The 24,306-nt window shown below is 70.1% G+C and carries 17 protein-coding genes; 13 read left to right on the top strand and 4 right to left on the bottom strand.

What is annotated here, in order from left to right; genetic code table 11:
• Positions 1-8: 8 nt before the first annotated feature.
• Positions 9-1,433: a MocR-like pyridoxine biosynthesis transcription factor PdxR gene (gene pdxR, locus EL338_RS00815; protein WP_126332011.1), complete on the top strand. Its 1,425-nt coding sequence runs from the start codon at positions 9-11 to the stop codon at positions 1,431-1,433.
• Here the strand turns inward: pdxR and EL338_RS00810 are convergent.
• Genes EL338_RS00810 through EL338_RS00800 form a run of 3 tightly spaced genes read right to left on the bottom strand, consistent with a single transcriptional unit; the run spans position 1,402 to position 4,390 of the window.
• Entirely contained in the window at positions 1,402-1,926 is a 525-nt protein-coding gene (locus EL338_RS00810; RefSeq protein WP_126332010.1) for a DUF3830 family protein, read from the bottom strand. The two genes, pdxR and EL338_RS00810, sit on opposite strands and share 32 nt — an antisense overlap.
• Positions 1,923-3,335, bottom strand: a complete 1,413-nt coding sequence (locus tag EL338_RS00805; protein WP_126332009.1) for an amidase — start codon at positions 3,333-3,335, stop codon at positions 1,923-1,925. The genes EL338_RS00810 and EL338_RS00805 overlap by 4 nt, the downstream gene beginning before the upstream one ends.
• Positions 3,332-4,390: a D-2-hydroxyacid dehydrogenase gene (locus EL338_RS00800; protein WP_126332008.1), complete on the bottom strand. Its 1,059-nt coding sequence runs from the start codon at positions 4,388-4,390 to the stop codon at positions 3,332-3,334. The genes EL338_RS00805 and EL338_RS00800 overlap by 4 nt, the downstream gene beginning before the upstream one ends.
• A 79-nt stretch (positions 4,391-4,469) precedes the next feature.
• Between EL338_RS00800 and EL338_RS00795 the strand changes: the two genes are divergently transcribed.
• From EL338_RS00795 to EL338_RS00785, 3 genes are all read left to right on the top strand, one after another.
• Positions 4,470-5,207: a maleate cis-trans isomerase family protein gene (locus tag EL338_RS00795; protein WP_197721914.1), complete on the top strand. Its 738-nt coding sequence runs from the start codon at positions 4,470-4,472 to the stop codon at positions 5,205-5,207.
• A 92-nt stretch (positions 5,208-5,299) separates the two neighbouring features.
• On the top strand, positions 5,300-6,019 hold the full coding sequence (locus tag EL338_RS00790) for a maleate cis-trans isomerase family protein (RefSeq protein WP_163791962.1): 720 nt from the start codon (positions 5,300-5,302) through the stop codon (positions 6,017-6,019).
• Positions 6,016-6,684: a GntR family transcriptional regulator gene (locus tag EL338_RS00785; protein ID WP_126332007.1), complete on the top strand. Its 669-nt coding sequence runs from the start codon at positions 6,016-6,018 to the stop codon at positions 6,682-6,684. Before EL338_RS00790 ends, EL338_RS00785 begins: the two co-directional genes overlap by 4 nt.
• 13 nt (positions 6,685-6,697) lie before the next feature.
• On the opposite strand, the gene EL338_RS00780 is transcribed toward EL338_RS00785, so the two are convergent.
• Entirely contained in the window at positions 6,698-7,330 is a 633-nt protein-coding gene (locus tag EL338_RS00780) for an HD domain-containing protein (protein WP_126332006.1), read from the bottom strand.
• A gap of 43 nt (positions 7,331-7,373) precedes the next feature.
• Between EL338_RS00780 and EL338_RS00775 the strand changes: the two genes are divergently transcribed.
• The 9 genes from EL338_RS00775 (at position 7,374) to EL338_RS00735 (ending at position 24,189) form a co-directional block, all read left to right on the top strand.
• Positions 7,374-7,787 carry a GtrA family protein gene (locus EL338_RS00775; protein ID WP_126332005.1) on the top strand — a complete coding sequence of 138 codons (414 nt, stop codon included), beginning with the start codon at positions 7,374-7,376 and terminating at the stop codon, positions 7,785-7,787.
• A 32-nt stretch (positions 7,788-7,819) separates the two neighbouring features.
• Positions 7,820-9,190 (top strand): decaprenylphosphoryl-beta-D-ribose oxidase, encoded by a 1,371-nt coding sequence (gene dprE1, locus EL338_RS00770; RefSeq protein WP_126332004.1) that lies wholly within the window; start codon positions 7,820-7,822, stop codon positions 9,188-9,190.
• Complete coding sequence (gene dprE2 / locus EL338_RS00765; RefSeq protein ID WP_126332003.1) at positions 9,191-9,973, top strand: decaprenylphospho-beta-D-erythro-pentofuranosid-2-ulose 2-reductase; 783 nt, start codon at positions 9,191-9,193, stop codon at positions 9,971-9,973.
• A 2-nt stretch (positions 9,974-9,975) separates the two neighbouring features.
• Positions 9,976-11,829, top strand: coding sequence for a galactan 5-O-arabinofuranosyltransferase (locus EL338_RS00760; protein ID WP_126332002.1), 1,854 nt, complete (start codon positions 9,976-9,978; stop codon positions 11,827-11,829).
• On the top strand, positions 11,829-15,098 hold the full coding sequence (locus EL338_RS00755) for an arabinosyltransferase domain-containing protein (protein ID WP_126332001.1): 3,270 nt from the start codon (positions 11,829-11,831) through the stop codon (positions 15,096-15,098). Before EL338_RS00760 ends, EL338_RS00755 begins: the two co-directional genes overlap by 1 nt.
• 505 nt (positions 15,099-15,603) lie before the next feature.
• Positions 15,604-16,692: a helix-turn-helix domain-containing protein gene (locus EL338_RS00750; protein WP_179967145.1), complete on the top strand. Its 1,089-nt coding sequence runs from the start codon at positions 15,604-15,606 to the stop codon at positions 16,690-16,692.
• Positions 16,685-17,509 (top strand): hypothetical protein, encoded by an 825-nt coding sequence (locus tag EL338_RS00745; protein ID WP_126331999.1) that lies wholly within the window; start codon positions 16,685-16,687, stop codon positions 17,507-17,509. The genes EL338_RS00750 and EL338_RS00745 overlap by 8 nt, the downstream gene beginning before the upstream one ends.
• Before the next feature lie 225 nt (positions 17,510-17,734).
• The gene (locus EL338_RS00740; protein ID WP_126331998.1) at positions 17,735-20,977 is read left to right on the top strand and encodes an arabinosyltransferase domain-containing protein; all 3,243 of its coding nucleotides are present in this window, start codon (positions 17,735-17,737) and stop codon (positions 20,975-20,977) included.
• Positions 20,974-24,189, top strand: a complete 3,216-nt coding sequence (locus tag EL338_RS00735) for an arabinosyltransferase domain-containing protein (RefSeq protein WP_126331997.1) — start codon at positions 20,974-20,976, stop codon at positions 24,187-24,189. Before EL338_RS00740 ends, EL338_RS00735 begins: the two co-directional genes overlap by 4 nt.
• The last annotated feature ends 117 nt before the right edge of the window (positions 24,190-24,306 follow it).

Genomic DNA, 24,306 nt, shown 5'->3' with positions numbered 1-24,306 from the left:
ATCAGGGCATGAGTTCGTGGGCCAATACCGGGGCGCGGGATCTGCATCTCGACCTGCGCCGGGCGATCACGCCGGGCACCCGCGGCGTGCGCGACGTGCTGCTGACCGCGTTGCGCGACGCGGTGCGCTCGGGACGCCTGGAGGCGGGCACGGTGCTGCCGCCGTCGCGCACCCTGGCCACCGATCTGGGCCTGTCCCGCAACACCGTCGCCGACGCGTACGCCGAACTGGTCGCCGAGGGTTGGCTGGCCGCGCGCCAGGGCGCGGGGACCTGGGTGGTCAGCCCCGGTCGGCCGAACGTCCCCGCGCGGCCCCGCGGCATCCGGGCCACCCCCACCCACAACCTCATGCCGGGTTCCCCTGATGTGTCGGCGTTCCCGCGCGCGGCCTGGCTGGCCTCGGCGCGGCGCGCCCTGAACGCCGCACCCACCGAGGCGCTGCGGATGGGTGATCCGCGCGGGCGACCCGAACTACGCGAGGCCCTGGCCGAATACCTGTCCCGCACCCGCGGACTCCACGTCTCCGCCGAGGACGTCGTGATCTGCGCCGGCACCCGGCACGCCGTCGAACTGCTGGCGAAGGTGTTCGGCCCGGCCCCGATCGCGGTGGAGGCCTACGGGCTGTTCCTCTTCCGCGACTGCATCGCCGCCGCCGGCGCGCGCACCGTTCCGATCGGCGTCGACGAAATGGGCGCGGCGGTAGGCGAATTGGACGACCTCGACGTCCCGGCGGTGTTGCTCACCCCGGCGCACCACTACCCGCACGGCGTGCCGCTGCATCCTTCGCGGCGCAGCGCCGTCGTGGACTGGGCGCAGCGCGCCAACGGCTTTGTCCTCGAGGACGACTACGACGGCGAGTTCCGCTACGACCGCCAGCCCGTCGGGGCGTTGCAGAGCCTGGCCCCGCAGCGCGTGGTGTACCTGGGTTCGCCGAGCAAGAGCCTCTCGCCGGTGCTGCGGCTGGGCTGGATGGTGGTGCCCGCCGAGCTGACGGACCGGGTGCTGGCCGCCGCGGGCGAGCAGCAATGGTACGTCGACGGGATCGCGCAGCTGACGATGGCCGAGTTCATCCGGAACGGCAACTACGACAGGCACATCCGACGTCAGCGCGCCAACTACCGGCGGCGCCGCGACGCGCTGGTGCACCGGCTGCGGCAGGTCGTCCCCGAGATCGGGATCGGCGGGGTGCCCGCGGGCCTGCACCTGCTGCTGACGCTGCCGGCGGGCACCGAAGCCACGGTGCTGCAGCATGCCGGCGACGCCGGGGTCGCGATCGAGGGCCTGTCGCGGGCCCGGCACCCGGACGCCGGCGCGCACGTCGACCGGCCCGACGGCATCGTCGTCAACTTCGGTACCCCCGCCGAGCATGCGTTCGGCGCCGCGGTCGATGCCCTGGTCGAGGTCATCGCGATGGCGCTGGCGGGTTCGCGGTGAAGCTGAGCGTCTCGCCCCGCACCCCACCCATCCACAGGTCCTGGCAGGCCTCGGCCATCTCCTCGAGCCCCTCGATGACCGCGCCGAAGACGTTGCCCGGCACCCAGCCCTGATCGCCGTTGATCAGCAGATTGTTGCGCCCGTAGAACAGCGCGAGGTCGACGATGGCGCCGCTGGTACCCGTGCCGGTCCGGTTCTCGTACCCATAGGCCGGGTTGCCCAGATCATCGGAGTCGAACGAGAACCAGCACAGGTCGCCCGGGATGGGCGTCACCGTCGTGTTCTCCTTGCCAGGGTCGTCGCCCGCGAAAGCCGGTAGCAGCGTGTAGATCTCGTTGCGGGCGTACTTGCCGTGGAACACCTGCGCCGTGAGGGGTCCACCGGAGAGGGCCGCCCACACCGCCGCGCAGGTGCGTGGCGCCGCCTCGTCGAGCAGGCGCGCCACGCAGCGGACGCCGCGCTTGTCCAGCGACACCGTGATCAGCCTGCTCATCGAACCTCCTGCGCGACCAACGTCGGCGTCTTGTGGTGCCAATCGGTGACGGACTGATAGGCCTGTCCGACTCGCAGCACCAGCGCGTCGGCGTGCCGCGGCCCCACGATCTGCAGCCCGATCGGCAATCCGGCCGAGGTGAAACCGCACGGCACGCTCAGCGCGGGCTGCTGAGTCAGGTTGAACGGGTAGGTATATGGCGTCCAGCTGGCCCAGTCCGGGGACGGCCAGCCCGCCGGCACATCCCGGCCGGCGGCGAACGCCGGCAGCGGCAGCGTCGGGGTGACCAGCACGTCGTAGGTCTGGTGGAAACGCCCCATCAGCTGTCCCAGCTGCATCCGCACCGCCATCGCGTCGAGGTAGTCCGACGCCGAGTATGTCGCCCCGACGGCGGCCGTGCGGCGCAGCGCCGGATCGATCCGGTCGGCCCAGGGGTCCCCGATGTCCCCGTAGGCCTGCAGCACCTTGGCCTCACCGGAGTACCACAACACCTCGAAATGCCTTATCGGGTCGTCGAATCCGGGGTCGGCGCGCTCCACCCGCGCGCCGGCGTCGGCGAGCGCCCGCACCGCGGTCGCCACCGCGGCGTCGATCTCGGGGTCGTTACGCACGAAGCCCAGGTTCGACGAGAAGCCGATCCGGAGCCCGGCGACACCGTCGTCGAGGCCCGCCGCGAAGGAGGCGGCCGGGGTCGGCATGCTCGACCAGTCGCGGGCGTCGAATCCGGTGATGATGTCCAGCAGCGCCGCGGCGTCGGCGACCGTGCGCGTCATCGGCCCGACGTGCGCCAGCGTGCCGAACGGGCTCGGCGGATAGTGCGGGATCAGCCCGTAGGTCGGTTTCAGGGCGACGGTGCCGGTGAACGCGGCGGGGATGCGCACCGACCCGGCCGCGTCGGTGCCCACCGACCACGGCCCCATGCCCAGGCCCACCGCCGTCGCGCTGCCACCGCTGGATCCGCCCGCCGTTCGGGCCGGATCCCACGGGTTGCCGGTGGCGCCGAACCGGGGCGAGTCGGTGACCCCCTTGAAGGAGTACTCCGGGGTGGTGGTCTTGCCCAGCAGGACCGCACCGGTCTCGCGCAACCGTGCGACGCACGGCGCGTCCTCCTCCCACGGCCCGGCCTCGTCGATGAGCCAGCTGCCCCGCAGTGTCGGCCAACCCCGCGTCCACAGCGCGTCCTTGATCGATGCGGGAACGCCGTCACCGGGTCCCAGCGGCTCGCCGGCCTGCCAGCGCGCCTCCGACGCGCGGGCCGCCGCCAGCGCACCCTCGGGGTCGACGAGCACGAAGGCGTTGACGGCGCCATCGTGGGCGTCGATGGCGTCCAGCGCGGCCTGTGTCGCCTCCACCGGGGACAACGTCTTGCGCCGATAGGCCTCGACCAGCTCGACCGCGGTGGGGATCATCGGCCCTCCCCGGATGCCGCGGCCGCGCCGGGCACGTAGCCCAGCCTCTTGTCCACCACGTTGCGCAGCGGCTCCCCGGCCAGCCAGCGCTCGAGGTTGTCCGCGAACTGCGCGGCCAGGGTGTCCCGCCACCCGAGCACGTCGCCGGCCATGTGCGCGGTGATCGTCAGGTTCGGGGCCTCCCACAGCGGATGGTCGGCCGGCAGCGGTTCGGTGTCGAAGACGTCCAGGGTTGCGGCGCCAATCCTGTTGGCCCGCAAGGCCGTCAGCAGCTCTGCCTCGTCGAGCAACGGCCCGCGACCCACGTTGACCAGATGCGCGTCGGGTTTCATCGCCGTCAGCACCTCCCGTCCCACCAGGCCGCGGGTCGCCTCGGTCAGCGGCGCCGCCAGCACCAGATGGTCGCACCAGCCGACCTCGGCCGCCAGGTCCGCGCTGGCGACGATGCGGTCGAAGTCGGGATCCTCGTCGCGGGCCACCCGGCCCGCACCGCGTACCCGCAGACCGGCCGCCCGTAACAGCCGTGCCGTTTCCCGGCCGATCCCACCGGTGCCCACCACCAACGCCGCGGCGCCGGCCACGCTGCGCGTCTCGCGGTGCCGCCAGAGGCGCCGGCGTTGCAGATCCAGACTCTCCCGACTGCCCTTGGCGTGGGCCAGGACCGCGCCCAGGACGTACTCGGCGATCGGACGGTCGAACACGCCGCGGGCATTGGTCACCACGACGTCGGAGGAGCGCAGCGCGTCGAAGAGCAGCGTGTCCACGCCGGCGGCGGTGACGTGGACCCACTCCAGGGCGGCGGCCTGCGCCCAGGCATCGCGTAGCGCAGTGGAGAAGTAGTCCCACACCAGCAGGCCCCGCGCGCCGCGCAGCGCCTCGGCCAATCCCGTTGCGCTGCAGTATCGGAACTCCACGCCGGACAGTGCGGAAAGTCCCGGCGGCCGGTCGGTGGGCCGCTCGCACAGGACCGCGATCGCGGGCTGAGAATCGAGTGCCGGCCCACGCCCGGACCCCGCCGAGCGCCGGGTGTGGGCGCTCTCGCTGGGGGTCGACACGGCTTCGAGGCTAGGAACACGCCCGTATGATTGTCAACAATCTCTTGCTACGTGGGCCTGTCGGCCTCACACTGTGGTCATGACGCTCGGGGAGTTGCTCCCGGCCCCGCCGATACACCAGGTCGGGATAGGTGTGGTGACACCGTATGACTTCGCGCTGGACCGCGAATTGTGGCGCTGGGCGCCCGACGACGTCACCCTCCACGTCACTCGGTTGCGACACGCCCCGCTGGCGGTGACCGTCGACATGGCCGTCCATGTCTCCGACACCGAACAGGTGCTCGCCGGCGCCGCGAATCTGCGCGCGGTGGCTCCGCTGGTGACGGCGTACGCGTGCACCGCGGGCAGCTTCGTCAAGGGCCTGGCCGGCGAGGCCGCGCTGGTCGCCGCGATGCGGGCCGCCGGCGCCCCCGCGGCGGTGACCACCAGCGGCGCCATGCTCACCGCGCTGCGGCACCTGGGCCTGAACCGGGTCGCCACCGTCACCCCGTACACCACCGACCTGACCATCGGGCTGACCAGCTATCTCATGGAAGCCGGGGTCGAGGTCGTCGCGACGTCCGGGCTGGGACTCACCTCGAACATCTGGGAGGTGCCCTATGCCCGAACCGCCGAGCTCGTGCGGGCCACCGACACCGCCGAGGCCCAGGCCATCGTGGTCAGCTGCACCAACCTTCCGACCTACGACCTGATCGCCGCGCTGGAGGCGGAGTTGGCCAAGCCCGTGGTGACCGCCAACCAGGTGACGATGTGGGCGGCGCTGTCCGTCGCCGGCCGCAAGGCGGTGGGGCCGGGTCAGCGACTGCTGGAGACCTGAAGCGTCGGGTGCGACGCCTCGGGCCTCTCGCTGTAATATTGTCGACAATCTGACCCAGCCCGATGACCGTGGACACAGTTCAGGAGGACCGCATGGCCACCGTGGGCCTGCTCTACCCCGGCCACAGCGCGGCGGACGACTTCCCCGCGCTGGCGACCCGAGTGGGTGCCGAACTACGCCTGCCCGTCGTCATCACCTCGGTGGGCGAGGATGCCCACCGGGTCGACGCGCTGCTGGACCTCGGCCGCGCCGAGCGCCTCCTCGACGGTGTCGGGCGACTGTCCGAGCAGCGGCCCGACGCGGTGATGTGGGCCTGCACCTCGGGCAGTTTCGTCTTCGGTCCCGCCGGCGCGGCCGAGCAGGCCGCGAAAGTGGCTGCCGCAGCGGGTGTTCCGGCCTCGTCGACCTCGATCGCCTTCGTCGACGCCCTGCGGCACCTCGGCATGACGCGGGTCGCGATCGCGGCGTCCTATCCGCGGGACGTGGCCGAGCATTTCGTCCGGTTCCTGGCGGCCGCGGGCCTGGCGGTGCTCGCGATGGGCAGCCACGACATCGTCACGGCGGCCGAGGTCGGCACGCTGCAGCCCGACGACGTGCTCGCGATGGTCCAGGCCGCCGATCACCCCGACGCCGAGGCCGTGCTGGTCCCCGACACCGCGATGCACACCCTGGCGATCATCGACCGCCTCGAGGCCGCCGTCGGGAAGCCGGTGCTGACCGCCAACCAGGTGACCGTGTGGAAGGGCCTGCAACTGCTCGGCCCGGTGCCGCCGCTGCCCGGGCTCGGCACCCTGTTCGGAGGCGGCCGATGACCGAGAGCGAATTCATCGCACCGCTGGCGCAGGAGTCGACGGCCGGCCTCATCGCCGAGAAACTGCGCCAGGCCATCGCCCACGGCGAACTGCAGCCGGGCGCACAGCTGGGGGAGGCGGAGCTGGCGCGCAGGCTCGGTGTCAGCCGGGGCCCGCTCCGCGAGGGCATGCAGCGCCTCACCCAGGAGGGACTGCTGACCTCCATCCCCTACCGCGGCCTGTTCGTCATCGACCTGACCCCCGACGACGTCCGCGACATGTACCTGGCCCGGGAGGCCATCGAGCGGGCCGCGGCGCGGCGGATCTTGCAGGGCGACCATGTCGCCGCCGGCGACGAGCTGCTGCGGATCGTCACCGAGATGGCGGCGACCAGCGATCCGAACGAGATCAGCGACGTCGACGTCCGCTTCCATGAGCGCCTCGTGGAGCTGGCCGACAGCACCCGGCTGTCGCGGATGCACCAGACCTATCTGATCGAAACCCAGATGTGTGTGCACGCGCTGGCCGACAGCTACGTCGTGCACGGCGACCGCGTCGTCGAGCACCACGCGCTGGCCAGCGCGATCCGCTCCGGCGACGTGCACCTCACCGACAAGCTGCTGATCGCCCACATGGAGGACGCCGTCGAGCGGCTGAGTTCCCGCTTGGACCATCCCGAGGCGTGATCGGGCCAGCGCGTCAGTTCGTCGTGACGCCCAGCGCCGCCAACTCCGCGCGCAGGTTGGCCCGCGCCCGGTCCTCCCAGCGGTCCTGGGCCACGACGGTGCGATACAGCCGCGGGCCCATCAGCAGCGACTCGATGGCCCGCAGCCGGCCGGCGCGGAACGCCTCGTCGGAAACGTGGGCGTACTCGGAGCGGATGGCGGCGGTGTTGCGCCGGTACTCCTCGGCGCCGACGGCCAGCGCAGCCAGGTCGGCGTCGGAGAGCACCTCGGCGTTGCGGTCCCCGGGGGCCGGATCGTGCTTGACGGTCATCCGCACCAGCCGGGCCACCTCGGCCACCAGCTCGGCGTCGACCCCCAGCGAGGCCAACTCGGCCTCGGCCCGTCGGGCGCTGTTCTCCTCGTCGTCGGGGCTACCCTCGTAGACGGCGTCGTGATACCAGGCCGCCAGGCGCACCGCGTCCGGGTCGAGGGCGAGGCCGGCCAGTTTGTCGACGGCCTCCAGCACGCCGCGCAGGTGCACCAGATCGTGGTAGCGGCGGTGCGACTCCGACCAACTGTCCAGCAGCGCACGGCCGACGTCCTCGGCCGCCGGCGACGCGGTGTGCGGCGTAATCAGGGCTCGCCAGGCCCGGACCAGTTCCTCCACGCGTCCATTGTCGCAGGCTCGCCGACCCGTAAGCTTCCCCGCGATGGCCGAGACTGTTCCCCCGGGTGCCCCGCTCACCCTGAAGACGCAGGTGCTGCGGTTCGTGGTCACCGGCGGCTTCTCCGCGATCGTCGACTTCGGTCTCTACATCGCGCTGCTCGCGGCCGGCCTGCACGTCAACCTCGCCAAGACGCTGGGCTTCGTCGCCGGCACCACCACGGCGTACCTGATCAACCGCCGCTGGACGTTCCAGGCGCCGCCCAGCCGAGCCCGTTTCGTCGCGGTGATGGTGCTCTACGCGCTGACCTACGTGGTGCAGATCGGCATCAACTACCTGTTCTATCTGGAATTCGCGGGCCGGCCCTGGCAGGTCCCGGTGGCGTTCGTGATCGCCCAGGGCACCGCCACCGTGATCAACTTCGTGGTGCAGCGGGCCATCATCTTCCGGCTGCGCTGAGCGCCGCGGCCCGCGCGGTACCCTTGCCAGCGATGTCTACCGTTACGACGCGGCGCCTGATGGGGTGGGGGCGCACCGCACCCTCGGTCGCCAAGGTGCTTGCACCCCGCGATCCCGAGGAAGTCGTCGACGCGGTCGCGCGGGCGGCCGATGGCTCCGGGCGCGGCGTGATCGCGCGCGGCCTGGGCCGCTCCTACGGCGACAACGCCCAGAACGGCGGCGGTCTGGTCGTCGACATGTCGGTGCTCAACCGCATCCATTCGATGGACGCCCACACCCACCTGGTGGACGTGGACGCCGGGGTCAACCTCGACCAGCTGATGCGCGCCGCGCTGCCGCTGGGACTGTGGGTGCCGGTGCTGCCGGGCACCCGCCAGGTCACCGTCGGCGGTGCCATCGCCTGCGACATCCACGGTAAGAACCATCACAGCGCCGGCAGCTTCGGCAACCACGTGCGCGCCATGGACCTGCTCACCGCCGACGGCCGGGTGCATCGGCTGACCCCCGACGGCGCCGACGCCGAGCTGTTCTGGGCCACCGTCGGCGGCAACGGGCTGACCGGCATCATCCTGCGGGCCACCATCGCGATGACGCCGACGGAGACCGCCTATTTCATCGCCGACGGCGACGTCACCGGCGGGCTCGACGAGACCGTCGCCTTCCACAGCGACGGCACCGAATCCAACTACACGTATTCCAGCGCCTGGTTCGACGCCATCAGCGCCCCGCCCAAGCTGGGCCGCGCGGTCATCTCCCGCGGCTCGCTGGCCACCCGCGACCAGCTGCCCGACACGCTGGCCAAGGATCCGCTGAAATTCGATGCGCCGCAATACTTCACCGCACCGGATGTCTTTCCCAACGGCCTGGCCAACAGGTTCACGTTCGGCCCGATGACCGAGCTGTGGTACCGGATGGGCAAGACCTACCGCGGCAAGACCCAGAATTTGACGCAGTTCTACCACCCGCTGGACATGGTCGGTGAATGGAACCGGGCCTACGGCTCAGCGGGTTTCACCCAGTACCAGTTCGTGGTGCCCACCGAGGCGGTCGACGAGTTCAAGGCCATCATGCGCGACATCCAGGCCAGCGGACACGTGTCGTTCCTCAATGTGTTCAAGCTGTTCGGGTCCGGCAACCAGGCGCCGCTGAGCTTCCCGATCCCCGGCTGGAACGTCTGCGTCGACTTCCCCATCAAGGCGGGCTTGAGCGAATTCCTCACCGGGCTGGACAAGCGGGTGCTGGAGTTCGGCGGCCGGCTCTACACCGCCAAGGATTCCCGCACCACCGCCGCGACCTTCCACGCCATGTACCCGCGGATCGACGAGTGGATCACGGTGCGCCGCAAGGTCGATCCCGAAGGAGTGTTCATGTCCGACATGGCCCGACGACTGGAGCTTCAGTAGATGGTTTTCGACGCCGTGGGGAACCCGCAGACCATTCTGCTGCTGGGTGGCACCTCCGAGATCGGCCTGGCGATCTGCGAGCGCTACCTGCGCGACGCCAAGGCGCGCATCATCCTCGCCGACCTGCCGAACGCACCGCGCCGGCAAGCCGCGATCGAGCAGATGGAGGCCGCCGGCGCGCAATCGGTGGAATACCTGGAGTTCGACGCGCTGGACACCAAGGGCCATCCTGGGCTCATCGAATCCGCCTGGGCGGGTGGCGATGTCGACGTCGCGATCGTGGCATTCGGCGTGCTCGGTGACGCCGAGGAACTTTGGCAGGACCAGACCAAGGCCGTGCTGACGGCCCAGATCAACTACACGGCCGCGGTGTCGGTCGGCGTGCTGGTCGGCGAGAAGATGCGCGCGCAGGGCAGCGGTCAGATCATCGCGATGTCGTCGGTGGCCGGCGAACGCGTCCGGCGGTCCAACTTCGTCTACGGCTCCACCAAGGCCGGGCTGGACGGTTTCTACCTGGGCCTCGGAGAGGCGTTGCGCGAGTTCGGGGTTCGGGTGCTGGTCATCCGGCCCGGGCAGGTCCGCACCACCACCACCCTGGAGCACTGGAAGGCCACGGGCGCCAAGGAGGCGCCGTTCACGGTGGACAAGGAGCAGGTCGCCGACTTGGCGGTGGCCTCGGCGGCCAAGGGCAAGGAACTGATCTGGGCACCCGGCCCGGTTCGGCTGCTGATGTCGGTCATGCGCCACATCCCGCGTCGCCTCTTCCGTAAGCTGCCCATCTGATCATGAAGACAGCGCTACTCCGCGCTGCCAGCGCGGGCGGCCGGATGGTGCTGGCGGCGGCGATCGCCGTGGCGGTCTCCGTCGTCGCGCTGATCGCCATCAGCCGCGTGCAGTGGCCGGCCTTCCCGTCCAGCAATCAGCTGCACGCCCTGACCACGGTCGGTCAATTCGTCTGCCTGGCAGCCCTTCTCGGTGCCGGCTGGTTGTGGCGACGCGGCCGTCGGGTGCTCGCGCAGCTCGGCGCCACGGTGTTTTTGGCCGCGTTCGTGGTGGCTACCCTGGGCATGCCGCTGGGTGCGACCAAGCTGTACCTGTTCGGCATCTCGGTGGATCAGCAGTTCCGCACCGAGTACCTGACCCGGTTCGCCGACAACCCCGCGCTGCGCGACATGACGTACGCGGACCTGCCGCCGTTCTACCCGCCGGGCTGGTTCTGGCTCGGCGGGCGCGCGGCGGAGCTGGCCGGAATGCCCGGCTGGGAGATGTACAAGCCGTGGGCCATCACCTCGATTGCAGTGGCCGTGGTGCTGGCGTTCGCGCTGTGGACCGCGCTCATTCGCTTCGAGTACGCCCTGATCGTCACGCTCACCACCACCGCGGTGGCGCTGGCCTACGCCTCCCCCGAGCCCTACGCCGCGATCATCACCGTGCTGCTGCCACCGGTGCTGGTGCTGGCCTGGTCGGGGCTGCGCGCCCGGTCCGGCGGCGGCTGGGCCGCCGTTGTCGGCGTCGGGATCTTCCTGGGCGTCACCGCGACGTTCTACACGCTGCTGCTGGGCCTGGCGGCGTTGACCGTCACTGTGATGGCCGCGGTGCTGGCGATCTCGCGGCGCAGTCTCACCCCCGTGCTGCGGCTGGCGGTGGCCGCCGTGATCGCCGTCGCGATCGCGCTGATCACCTGGTTGCCGTTCGTGCTGCGGGCGCTGCGCGACCCGATGTCGGACACCGGCAGCGCGCAGCACTATCTGCCGGCCGACGGCGCGGTGCTGACCTTCCCGATGCTGCAGTTCTCGCTGCTGGGCGCGCTGTGCATGCTCGGCACGCTGTGGCTGATCGTGCGGGCGCGGTCCTCGGTGCGGGCCGGCGCGCTGGCCCTCGGGGTGCTCACCATCTACCTGTGGTCGCTGCTGTCGATGCTGACCACGCTGGCCGGCACCACGCTGCTGTCGTTCCGCCTGCAGCCGACGCTGACCACGCTGCTGGCCGCGGCCGGCGCATTCGGCTTCATCGAGGTGACACTCGCGGCGGCGGCCCGGTGGAACCGCGCGGTGATCCCCGTGGCCGCGGTGATCGGGCTGGCCGGCGGCATGGCGTTCAGCCAGGACATCCCCGATGTGCTGCGCCCGGACCTCGCGGTGGCCTACACCGACACCGACGGCGACGGCCAGCGCGGCGACCTCCGACCCCCTGGCTCGGAGAAGTACTACGCCGAGATCGACGAGGCCATCCGCGCCGCGACGGGTAAGCCGCGCGACGAGACCGTGGTGCTGACCGCCGACTACAGCTTCCTGGCCTACTACCCCTACCTCGGGTTCCAGGGCCTGACCTCGCACTACGCCAACCCGCTGGCGCAGTTCGACCAGCGCGCCGCCGCCATTGAACAGTGGGCCGACCTGGAGTCCGCCGAGGAGTTCGCGGCAACGCTGGACGCGTTGCCCTGGCGGGCCCCGGAGGTGTTCCTGATGCGCCGCGGCGCCGGCGACGCCTACACGCTGCGACTGGCCGAGGACGTCTACCCCAACCAGCCGAATGTGCGCCGCTACACCGTCGAGTTGGGGTCCGCACTGTTCGACGAGCCCTACTTCGACGTGCAGACCTTCGGGCCGTTCGTGCTGGCGATCCGGAATCAGCCCTGATGACCGTGCAATCGCCGGGACCGGGCGCATTACCATCTAGGTCCGTGGATGACACGGCGCCTCGATACCGCACGGCCCGTGCTGTCGCCATCGTCGCGGGATTGCTGGGCGCGCTGCTGGCGATCGCCACCCCGTTCCTGCCCGTCGAGCAGACCACCGCCGAACTCAACTGGCCGCAGAACGGCCAACTCGACAGCGTCACCGCGCCGCTGATCTCGTATGTGGCCACCGACCTCGAGGTCACCGTCCCGTGTCAGGTGGCCGCCGGGCTCGACGGCCCGGACAACGCCGGACGCTCGGTGCTGCTGTCCACGGTGCCCAAGCAGGCCCCCAAGGCCGTCGACCGCGGCCTGCTGATCGAACGCGCCAACAACAACCTCAACGTCGTCGTCCGCAACACCCCCGTGGTCGTTGCGCCGATGAGCGCCGTCCTCAGCCCGGCCTGTGAGGAACTGCGGTTCACCGCGCACGCCGACAAGGTCACCGCCGAGTTCGTCGGCCTGACCCAGGCCGACGGCACCGACGCCACCCCCGACGATCCCGAGGCCCCGCTGCGCGGCGAGCGCGGCGGCTACGACTTCCGGCCCCAGATCGTCGGCGTGTTCACCGATCTCGCCGGTCCCGCGCCGCCGGGCCTGAACCTGTCGGCCACCATCGACAGCCGCTACAGCACCGCGCCCACCACGCTCAAGCTCGTCGCGATGATCCTCGGCGTCCTGCTGACCATCGCCGCGCTGATCGCCCTGCACATCCTCGACACCGCCGACGGGGTGCGGCACCGGCGTTTCCTGCCGTCGCGCTGGTGGTCGATCAGCGGCCTGGACGCCCTGGTCGCCACCGTCCTGGTGTGGTGGCACTTCGTGGGCGCCAACACCGCCGACGACGGCTACATCCTGACCATGGCGCGGGTGTCGGAGAACGCCGGCTACATGGCCAACTACTACCGCTGGTTCGGCACCCCCGAGGCGCCGTTCGGCTGGTACTACGACCTGCTCGCCATCTGGTCGCACATCTCGACGGCCAGCATCTGGATGCGGCTGCCGACGCTGCTGATGGCGCTGGCGTGCTGGTGGCTGATCAGCCGCGAGGTGCTGCCGCGGCTGGGCAGCGCGGTCAAGACCAGCACCGCGGCCAGCTGGACCGCCGCCGGCATGTTCCTGGCGGTGTGGCTGCCGCTGAACAACGGCCTGCGCCCCGAGCCGATCATCGCCCTGGGCATCCTGCTGACCTGGTGCTCGGTGGAACGCGCGGTCGCCACCAGCCGGCTGCTGCCGGTCGCGGTCGCCTGCATCATCGGCGCGCTGACGCTGTTCTCCGGCCCCACCGGCGTCGCCTCCATCGGCGCGCTGCTGGTGGCCATCGGGCCGCTGCGCACCATCATGCACCGCCGTTCCCGCCAGTTCGGCCGACTGGCGCTGCTGGCGCCGCTGGCCGCGGCGGTCACCGTCACCGCGATCCTGATCTTCCGCGACCAGACGTTCGCCGCCGAGATCCAGGCCAGCACCTTCAAGTCCGCGATCGGGCCGAGCCTGAGCTGGTTCGACGAACACATCCGCTACTCGCGGCTGTTCACCACCAGCCCCGACGGCTCGGTGGCCCGGCGCTTCGCGGTGCTCTCGGTGCTGCTGGCCCTGGGCGTCGCGGTGGCAATGTCGTTGCGCAAGGGCCGGATTCCGGGCACCGCCGCGGGTCCGAGCCGGCGCATCATCGGCATCACCATCGTGTCGTTCCTGGCGCTGATGCTCACCCCCACCAAGTGGACGCACCACTTCGGCGTGTTCGCCGGGCTGGCCGGCTCGCTGGGCGCGCTGGCCGCGGTCGCCGTCACCGCGCACGCGATGCAGTCGCGGCGCAACCGGACCATCTTCGGGGCCGTGGTGCTGTTCGTGGTGGCGCTGTCGTTCGCGACGGTGAACGGCTGGTGGTACGTCTCCAACTTCGGGGTGCCCTGGTCGAATGAGTTCCCGGAGTGGCGGTTCGGCTTCACCACCATGCTGCTGGGGCTGTCGGTCCTGGTGTTGCTGCTGGCCACCTACTTCCACTTCAAGTTCACCTCGCCCAGCAACGGCGACGCGCCCTGGCGGCCCAACCGGTTCGGCCGGCTGTTGCGCTCCCCGCTGGCCATCGCGTCGTGGTTCCTGGTGTTCTTCGAGGTCCTCTCGCTGACGCTGGGCATGACCGCGCAGTACCCGGCGTGGTCGGTGGGCCGGTCCAATCTGCAGGCCCTGACCGGCAAGACGTGCGGGCTGGCCGACGACGTGATGGTCGAGCAGGACCCCAACATCGGCATGCTCACCCCGGCCCCCGGCGTCGACATCGGCGACGCGCTCGGCCAGGTGATCGCGACGGGCTTCTCGCCCAACGGCATTCCCTCGGACGTCTCCCCGGACGCGGTCACCGACACCCCGGCGGCCACCAACTTCGCCGACACGGGCGGCACCGAGGACAACACCGGCGAGGCGGGCACCGAGGGCGGCACCATCGCCACCACCGGCGCCAACGGCTCCCGCGCGCGGCTGCCGTTCGGGCTGGCGCCGGCGACCACCCCGGTGCTGGGCAGCTGGCGCTCCGGCGCCCAGCAGCCCGCCGTGCTGCGCTCGGCCTGGTACCAGCTGCCGCCGCGCGACGAGGCCGGACCGCTGCTGGTGGTCTCGGCGGCCGGCCGGTTCGACCCGGGCGAGGTCGTCGTGCAGTGGGCCCGCGAGGACGGCAAACCGGGCGGCTCGATCGGTTTCGCCGACGTCGGCGCCGCGCCGGCCTGGCGCAACCTGCGGGCCCCGCTGAGCGCCATCCCGCGCGACGCCACCCAGATCCGGCTGGTGGCCACCGACGACGACCTGGCGCCCACGCACTGGATCGCGGTGACCCCGCCGCGCATCCCGGACCTGGAGTCCCTGCAGGACGTCGTCGGGTCGACGGATCCGGTGTTCCTGGACTGGCTCGTCGGCCTGGCGTTCCCGTGCCAGCGGCCGTTCGGCCACCAGTACGGCGTCACCGAGGTGCCCAAGTGGCGCATCCTGCCGGACCGCTTCGGCGCCGAGGCCAACTCGCCGGTGATGGACTACCTGGGCGGCGGGCCGCTGGGCCTGAGCGAACTGCTGTTCCGCGCCTCGACGGTGCCGACCTACCTGCAGGACGACTGGTTCCGCGACTGGGGTTCGTTGCAGCGATTGCTGCCGTTCTACCCGAACGCCGAGCCCGCCGAGATCGATCTGGGCACCGCAACCCGCAGCGGCCTGTGGAGTCCTGCACCGCTGCGCCAGTCCTGACTCGCGGGCTGGGACGGTGCACGGCAAGCTGCACGACGGGAGAAGAGCAGGAAAGTGGATTTGGCACCGGTCAGGTCACCGGGTAAGCAGCGCCAGGCTGACGTCGGCTCCGGCCCGTTGACCCCGGGTGTTCAGTCTCTGAACACCCTCATCCTTTTTGGTCATGTCGATCTCTCGCTTCGTGGGGATTCTCTCTCACGTGGGGGTCCGGTGTTCAGCCTCTGAACACCCAGGGAAGTTTGAGAGCACGTTCGATCGGCCTCGCATCGGCTGCGCTCCTCTCAATCGACGGCACAACCCCGCCCCCCGACACGGCGACCCGCCGCGGTAGATCGTTCAGGTTAAAGCCTCATTCCGTGGACAACGGAACTAGCTCATATCCCGAATTATCGTGCGGCATGCCACAGGTGATTCGCGCTTAACGGGAAAGGACGTCACCGCGTTCGGATAAATCTCTTGTTCCGTAACCACCGGAACATATATAGTACCCGAACAGGAGACCACATTGACCAAACCGCTCACCACACCCCCGAGCTCCGATGCGGAGATCCTGACCGGGTGCAGCCAGCTGCTGCGCGATCGCCTGCCTGACGACTGGCGGGTGGATGCTCAGCGACCGCCGGCGGACGCTGCGATCGACGCGATACTCGCGCTTACCGCACCTTCGGGCGAGCAGGTTCGTTTCCTCGTGGAGGCGAAGCGGCTGCTCGTCAGCCGCGACATTCCCAAGGTCTCTGAGCAACTGCGGTGGGCAGCCGAGCGCGAGCTCATCGACACCAAGACCATGGTCATGTCCCGATACCTCGCCCCCCCTATCCGCGAGCGACTGTCGGAAAGCGGCATGTCATTCGTCGACGCCACCGGCAACATTCTGGTCCAGTCATCACGGCCCGCGCTGTATGTGCGCGATCGGGGCGCCGACAAAGATCCCTGGCGAAGCCCGGGTCGGCCACGCGGGTCACTGGCAGGTGAGCCAGCCGCTCGTGTGGTTCGGGCGCTCATAGCAGGGCGCGGTCCGTGGTCGGCACGCGATCTCGTCAGCTCATCCGGAGCATCTACCGGCGCAACGTACCGGGTGTTGGAGTTCCTTCGAGAAGAGGGGCTGGTGCAGAAGACGGGCACCGACTACGTCCTGCAAGACTGGCCAAGGCTTCTACGCCGATGGAGCCGTGACTACAGCTTCATCCGCAACAACCGGACATCCAACTACATAGAGCCTCGCGGCCTGGAAGCGCTACAGAGAAAGGCTGCCAACTCCAAGTATTCGCAATATGCGATAACCGGATCGATCGCGGCGGCACAGTGGGCACCGTACGCTCCCGCCCGCGCGGCGATGGTTTACGTCGATGATGCGGAGCAAGCGGCGAGGGAATGGGGGCTACGGCCCGCCGAGAAAGGAGCGAATGTGCTTCTTGCGGAGCCCAGATACGAAGTGGTGTTTAGCGGGACAAGTACCAATCGTGAGGGCGCAATCATTGTCGCGGCTGAACAAGCAGCAGTAGACCTGCTCACGGGCCCGGGCCGAAACCCTTCTGAGGGAGAGGAACTCATCTCGTGGATGGAGCGGAACGAAGATGTGTGGCGTCGTGGATAACCTTCTCGTCCAAGCACGTTCGGCCCTTCTGGATGCCCTCGAAGCCCTGAACGACCAACACGATTCGATCGTCGTGGTCGGCGCACAGGCCATCTATCTGCACAGTGGCCACGCAGATGTTGCGGTCGCGGAGGCCACGAAGGACAGTGGCCTAGCGGTGGACCCACGGGAGCTGCCCAACGAACCCCTACTTGAAGAAGCAATGAAACGAGCTGGCTTCTATCCGAACGTGAACGGCCAGCCTGGGGCATGGCTAACCCCGGCAGGCATCCCGGTCGATTTGATGGTGCCCGAGGCGCTGTCCCGGGGCGGTGGATCCCATCGCGGTGCCCGTATCCCACCTCATTCCAACAAGGCCACGAGGAAGACTGTCGGATTGGAAGCCGCAGTGGTCGACAACGAGGTCCGTACGATATCCCCGCTCGACCCTGGTGACACAAGAACTTTCGACGCCCGAGTTGCTGGGCCAGCAGCACTCCTGATTGCGAAAGTCCACAAAATCTATGAACGGCGCGACCACCCCGACCGCCTCAACGATAAGGACGCTCACGACGTCTATCGCCTGCTCATGGCGACCACCGACACGGCCGCACTCGGCGCAAGTTTTCAGCGTCTACTGTCCGACCCGATTTCTGAGACGGTGACGAGACAGGCACTCGATTGGCTGCCCGCTCTATTTGCGGACGGACCCGATGCCCTCGGATCAGTCATGGCAGGTCGCGCAGAAGAGGGAATCGGGGACCCCGACCTGGTGTCTGCCTCAGTTGCCGCACTAGCAGCCGATGTGCTCGCTGCCGTCGGGGACGCGTCCAACTAGCCGCTCAGAAAGCGAGGGATACCCCGTCGAGGGTGTGCGACACGAATGTCGGCAGTGAGGGTTGATGCTGGTCACAGGGCATCAGCAAATGCCGAGCGACCTCCTCCCGGGGGCGGCTGCGATCACCGCCCGGGTCAGCAACCTGGCGATCAACGACCGCCGCATCCCGCGTCCTCGGCGCGGCCCCAATTGGGCTCCTAGCACCGTCGCATACCATCGACCCTCGTGCCGGATCTCCGCCTTGCTCGCGTAATCGCCGTCGTCGCGGGGATCGCCGGCATACTGCTGTGCGGCCTGGTGCCGTTACTGCCGGTCAACCAGACCACCGCCACCATCAACTGGCCGCAGACCCCGGGCGAGGACGGCTTCGTCAGCGACGTCACCGCCCCGCTGGTCTCCGGCGCGCCCCGGACCCTCGACGTGTCCATCCCGTGCGCGGCCGTGGCCTCCCTGCCGCCCGAGGGCGGCCTGGTGTTCTCCACCATCCCCGAGCGTGGCATCGACGCCAGCCGCAACGGACTGTTCGTCCGGGCCAACGCCGACATCGTCTTCGTCGCGTTCCGGGACTCGGTCGCGGCGGCCGCCCCCCGCGCCGACGTCGACGCCGGCGCCTGCAGCACCCTGAACATCTGGGCCAACGCCGGCGGGGTGGGCGCGGACTTCGTCGGCCTGCCGAATGCCGCGGGCACCCTGGCACCCGAGAAGAAACCGCAGGTCGCCGGCCTGTTCACCGAACTTCAGGTGCCGCCGCAGCCGGGCCTGTCGGCCTTCGTGGACATCGACACCCGGTTCATCAGCTCGCCGAGCGCGCTCAAGCTGGTCGCGATGGTGCTCGGGGTGGCCTGCGTGATCGTCTCGATCGTCGCGCTGGCGTGGCTCAACCGCCGCTCGGCGCACACGGTGCGGCACGCCTGGCGGCGGCTGACCCGAGTGGGTGTGGCCACGTGGCTGGCCGACCTCGGCGTCATCGGCACCCTGGCGGTCTGGCACGTCATCGGCGCGACGTCGTCGGACGACGGCTACAACGCGACCATCGCCCGGATCTCCGGGGAGGCCGGCTACAGCGCCAACTACTTCCGCTACTTCGGCGCCAGCGAGGCCCCGTTCGACTGGTATCAGTCGGTGCTGGCGCAACTGGCCGCGATCAGCACCCACGGGGTGTGGCTGCGGGTGCCCGCCACCCTGGCCGGCATCGCGACCTGGCTCATCCTGAGCCGCTGGGCGCTGCCGCGGCTGGGCCGCGCGCTGGCCGCCAACCGGGTGACCGTGTGGACCACCGCCGCGGTGTTCCTGGCGTCCTGGCTGCCGTTCAACAACGGGCTGCGGCCCGAACCGCTGATCGCGTTCGGCGCGCTGGCCACCTGGGCGCTGGTGGAGAACGCCATCGGCACCCGCCGGCTGTGGCTGGCCGCGGCGGCCATCGTCGTCGCGGTGTTCAGCGTGACGACGGCACCGCAGGGCCTCATCGCGCTCGCGCCGCTGCTCGTCGGCGCCCGGGCGCTGGCCCGCATCGTCCGCGAACGCCGCCCCGTCGACGGCCTGGCCGCCCAGCTGGCACCGCTGGCGGCGGCGCTGTCGCTGATCTTCGTGGTGATCTTCCGCGACCAGACCCTGGCCACGGTCGCCGAGTCGGCCCGCATCAAGTACGTCGTCGGCCCCACCATCGCCTGGTACCAGGACTTCCTGCGGTACTACTTCCTGACGGTCGAGGAGAGCGTCGACGGTTCGCTGACCCGGCGCTTCGCCGTGCTGCTGATGCTGCTGTGCCTGTTCGGGCTGCTCGCGGTGCTGCTGCGGCGCGGCAAGGTGCCGGGCGCGGCCAGCGGCCCGGTGTGGCGCCTGATCGGCAGCACCGCGGTGGGTCTGCTGCTGCTGACGTTCACCCCGACCAAGTGGGCCGTGCAGTTCGGCGCGTTCGCCGGGCTGGCCGGGGCCCTCGGCGGCGTCACCGCGTTCGCGTTCTCCCGGGTGGGCCTGCACAGCCGCCGCAACCTGGCGCTGTACGTCACCGCGCTGCTGTTCGTCGTCGCCTGGGCCACCTCCGGCATCAACGGCTGGTTCTACACCGGCAACTACGGGGTGCCGTGGTGGGACCGCCAGCCGGTGCTGGCCGGACAGCCCGTGACGACGATGTTCCTGGTGCTGGCCATCCTGTGCTCGCTGTTGGCCGGCTGGCTGCACTTCCGGATCGACTACGCAGGGCACACCGAGGTGGCCAACACGCGCCGCAACCGGGTGCTGGCCTCGACGCCGATGCTGATCGTGGCGCTGCTGATGGTGCTGCTGCAGGTGGGCTCGATGGCCAAGGGCTTCGTGCAGCGCTACCCCGTCTACACCACCGGCAAGGCCAACCTGGCCGCGCTGACCGGCTCGAGCTGCGCCATGGCCGATGACGTGCTGGTCGAACCCGACACCAACGCCGGGATGCTGACGCCGGTGCCCGGGCAGACCTACGGCGAGTACGGCCCGCTGGGCGGCGAGGACCCGATCGGGTTCACCCCCAACGGGATCAGCGAGATCCTCGAGCCCGCCGAACCCGTCACCGCCAATCCCGGCCTGGTGAACTCCGACGGTTCCCCCAACAAGCCGAACGTCGGCGTCGGCTACGCCGCGGGCACCGGCGGCGGCTATGGGCCCGTCGGCGTCAACGGCTCTCGGGTGTTCCTGCCGTTCGGCCTGGACCCGGAGCGCACCCCGGTGCTGGGCAGCTATGGCGAGAATCGCCTTGCCGCCCAAGCCACCTCGGCCTGGTACCAGCTGCCGCCGCGCACCCCGGACCGGCCGCTGGTGACCGTGGCCGCGGCCGGCGCCATCTGGTACTACGACGAGGAGGGCGGCTTCAACTACGGGCAGTCGCTCAAGTTGCAGTGGGGCGTGCACAATCCCGACGGCAGCTACACCGCACTCGATGAGGTGCAGCCCATCGATATCGTCGCCCAAAAGGCTTGGCGCAACCTGCGTTTCCCGCTGTCGTGGGCGCCGCCGGAGGCCAACGTCGCGCGCATCGTGGCCGATGACCCGAACCTGTCCGAGGACCAGTGGTTCGGCTTCACCCCGCCGCGCGTCCCGGTCCTGCAGACCGCGCAGGAACTCCTGGGCTCGTCGACCCCGGTGCTGATGGACATCGCCACCGCCGCGAACTTCCCCTGCCAGCGGCCGTTCGCCGAGCGCCTGGGCGTGGCCGAACTGCCGGAGTACCGCATCCTGCCGAACTTCAAGCAGGTCGTCACGTCGTCGAACCAGTGGCAGTCCGCCGAGGACGGCGGGCCGTTCCTGTTCATCCAGGCGCTGCTGACCACCGCCACGGTCCCGTCGTACCTGCGCGACGACTGGTATCGGGACTGGGGTTCCATCGAACGTTTCGACCGCGTGGTGTCCGCCGAACAGGCCCCCGACGCCGTCATCGACACAGGCGCCCAGCGAGTTTCGGGCTGGCACCGCACCGGACCGATCAGGGCACTCCCATGAGCGATACGCAGACCATCCCCCCGCCGGCGCGCGATACCACCAGGGACGTCACCGTGGCCCGCTGGGTCGCGATGATCGCCGGGCTCATCGGCTTCGTGCTGGCCGTCGCGACCCCCCTGCTGCCGGTGGTACAGACCACCGCGACGCTGAACTGGCCGCAGGGCGGGCAATTCAGCAACGTCACCGCGCCGCTGATCTCGCAGGCCCCAGTGTCGCTGACGGCGACCATCCCGTGTCAGGTGATCCGGGACCTGCCACCCGAGGGCGCGATGGTGCTCGGCACCGCCCCGGCCGACGGTAAGGACGCCGCACTCAACGGCCTGTTTGTCAACGTCACCGCGCAGCGCGTCGACATCACCGACCGCAACGTGGTGGTGGCCAGCGTGCCGCGCCAACGGGTCGAGGCCGCCGGTTGCGAACGCATCGAGATCACCTCCTCGGAGGAGGGCACCTACGCCGAGTTCGTGGGCCTGAGCCAGCGCGACGGCAGCCCGCAGCGCACCGGCTTCGCCGACCCGAACCTGCGCCCGGCGATCGTCGGCGTCTTTACCGAACTCACCGGCCCGGCCCCGCCCGGCCTGTCCTTCTCGGCGACCATCGACACCCGATTCTCCAGCACCCCAACGCCGTTGAAGCTCGCGGCGATGCTGCTGGCGATCGTGGCCACCGTGATCGCGGTGCTGGCGCTGTGGCGCCTCGACCGCGTCGACGGGCGGCGCATGCGGCGGCTGATCCCGGGCCGCTGGCGCACCTTCACCGCGGTCGACGCGGCAGTGATCTCGGCGTTCCTGATCTGGTACGTCATCGGCGCCAATTCCTCGGACGACGGCTACATCCTGGGCATGGCGCGCGTCGCCGACCACGCCGGCTACATGTCGAACTACTTCCGCTGGTTCGGCAGCCCCGAGGACCCGTTCGGCTGGTACTACAACGTGCTGGCGCTGATGACCCATGTCAGCACGGCGAGCATCTGGATGCGGCTGCCGGATCTGGTTGCCGCACTGGTCTGCTGGCTGCTGCTGTCCCGCGAGGTACTGCCCCGGTTCGGCCCGGCCGTGGTCGCGAGTCGCCCGGCGCTGTGGGCGGCGGGCATGGTCCTGCTCGCCGCGTGGATGCCGTTCAACAACGGCCTGCGCCCCGAGGGCCAGATCGCCGTCGGCGCGCTGATCACCTACGTGCTGATCGAACGCGCGATCACCTCCGGCCGGCTCACCCCCGCGGCGCTGGCGATCATCACCGCCGCCTTCACCCTCGGCATCCAGCCCACCGGGCTGATCGCGGTGGCCGCGCTGATCGCCGGTGGCCGACCCATCCTGCGCATCGTGGCCCGGCGTCGCCGCGTGGTCGGCCTGTGGCCGCTGCTGCTGCCGCTGCTGGCCGCGGGCACCGTGGTGCTGACGGTGGTCTTCGCCGATCAGACCTTCGCCACGGTGTTGGAGGCCACCCGGATCCGCACCGCGATCGGTCCGAGCCAGGAGTGGTACACCGAGAACCTGCGCTACTACTACCTGATCTTGCCGACGGTGGACGGCTCGCTGTCGCGCCGGTTCGGGTTCCTGATCACCGCGCTGTCGCTGTTCGCGGCGATGTTCATCATGTTGCGCCGCAAGCGGATCTCCGGCGTGGCCCGCGGGCCGGCCTGGCGGCTGATGGGCGTCATCTTCGCCACCATGTTCGTGCTGATGTTCACCCCCACCAAGTGGGTGCACCACTTCGGCCTGTTCGCCGCGGTGGGCGCCGCGGTGGCCGCGCTGGCCACCGTGCTGGTGTCGCGCACCGTGCTGCGCTGGTCGCGCAACCGGATGGCGTTCGTCACCGCGCTGCTGTTCGTGATGGCGCTGTGCTGGTCGACCACCAACGGCTGGTGGTACGTGTCGAGCTTCGGCGTACCGTTCAACAACGACAAACCCGCCATCGCCGGGATCACCGTCAGCACCATGTTTTTCGTGCTGTTCGCCATCTCGGCGGTCTACACCGCGTGGCTGCATTTCGCGCCGCGCGACCGCGGTGAGGGCCGGTTGGCCCGGGCCGTCACCGCGGCGCCGATCCCGGTGGCCGCGGGGTTCATGGTCGTGGTGTTCATCGCCTCGATGCTGGTCGGCGTGGTCCGGCAGTACCCGACGTACTCGAACGCGTGGGCCAACCTACGCGCCTTCACCGGCGGCTGCGGCCTGGCCGACGACGTGCTGGTGGAACCGGACGCAGGCGACGGTTTCCTGACACCCGTCGGCGGCCCGTTCGGCGCCCTCGGCGCGCTCGGCGGCGAGCGCCCGGTCGGCTTCACCGCCAACGGTGTGCCCGAACACATTGTCGCCGAGGCGATTCGGCTCAACCGGGTGGTGCCCGGCTCCGACTACGACTGGGACGCCCCGGAGGAACTCGAGACCCCCGGCGTCAACGGCTCCACGGTGCCGCTGCCCTACGGGCTGGACCCCGCGCGGGTGCCGCTGGCCGGGAGCTACGTGACCGGGCCGCAGCAGCCCAGCACGCTGGCCTCGGCCTGGTACGAGCTGCCGCCCGAGGACGACGGCCATCCGCTGGTGGTCATCACCGCCGCGGGCACCATCACCGGCAACAGCGTCTTCAACGGCCGCACCGAGGGTCAGACCGTCGAACTCGAGTACGGCCGCCCCGGACCCGACGGCGCCCCCGAGGCGCTGGGCCGGCTGGTGCCCTACGACCTGGGCCCGGCGCCGTCGTGGCGCAACCTGCGCTTCCCGCGCGCCCAGATCCCGTCGGACGCAACGTTTGTCCGGGTAGTCGCCGACGACGCGTCGTTGACCCCGGGCGACTGGATCGCCGTGACACCCCCGCGGGTGCCCGAACTGCGCTCCATCCAGGAGTACGTCGGTTCCGAGCAGCCGGTGCTGATGGACTGGGCCGTGGGCCTGGCCTTCCCGTGCCAGCAGCCGATGCTGCACGCCAACGGCGTCACCGAGGTGCCGAACTACCGGATCACCCCGGACTACAACGCCAAGCGGCTGGACACCGACACCTGGCAGGACGGCATCAACGGCGGCCTGCTGGGCATCAGCGACCTGCTGCTGCGTCAGCACGTGATGGCTACCTACCTGTCGCAGGACTGGGGCCGGGACTGGGGCTCGCTGCGTCGCTTCGAGACCATCGTCGACGCGACGCCCGCCGAGATCGACCTGGGCAGCGCGACACGTTCCGGGCTGTGGAAACCGGGCGAGATCCGCATCAAGCCGTAGAGCCCGGCAGTTCCCGACCGTCAGCCCTCGCGGCGGTGTCGCTCCGCCTAGCTGATGCGCGACTTGCCTTTAAGGTGCATTTGAGTCCGACCGGTTCGTTTCTCAAAAGGCTGGACG

Origin of the sequence: Mycolicibacterium chitae, assembly GCF_900637205.1 — a bacterium.
In the GTDB taxonomy this organism is placed as follows: domain Bacteria; phylum Actinomycetota; class Actinomycetes; order Mycobacteriales; family Mycobacteriaceae; genus Mycobacterium; species Mycobacterium chitae.
The sequence above is the reverse complement of the archived record's forward strand: the minus strand, read 5'-3'. Positions and strand labels throughout refer to the sequence as shown.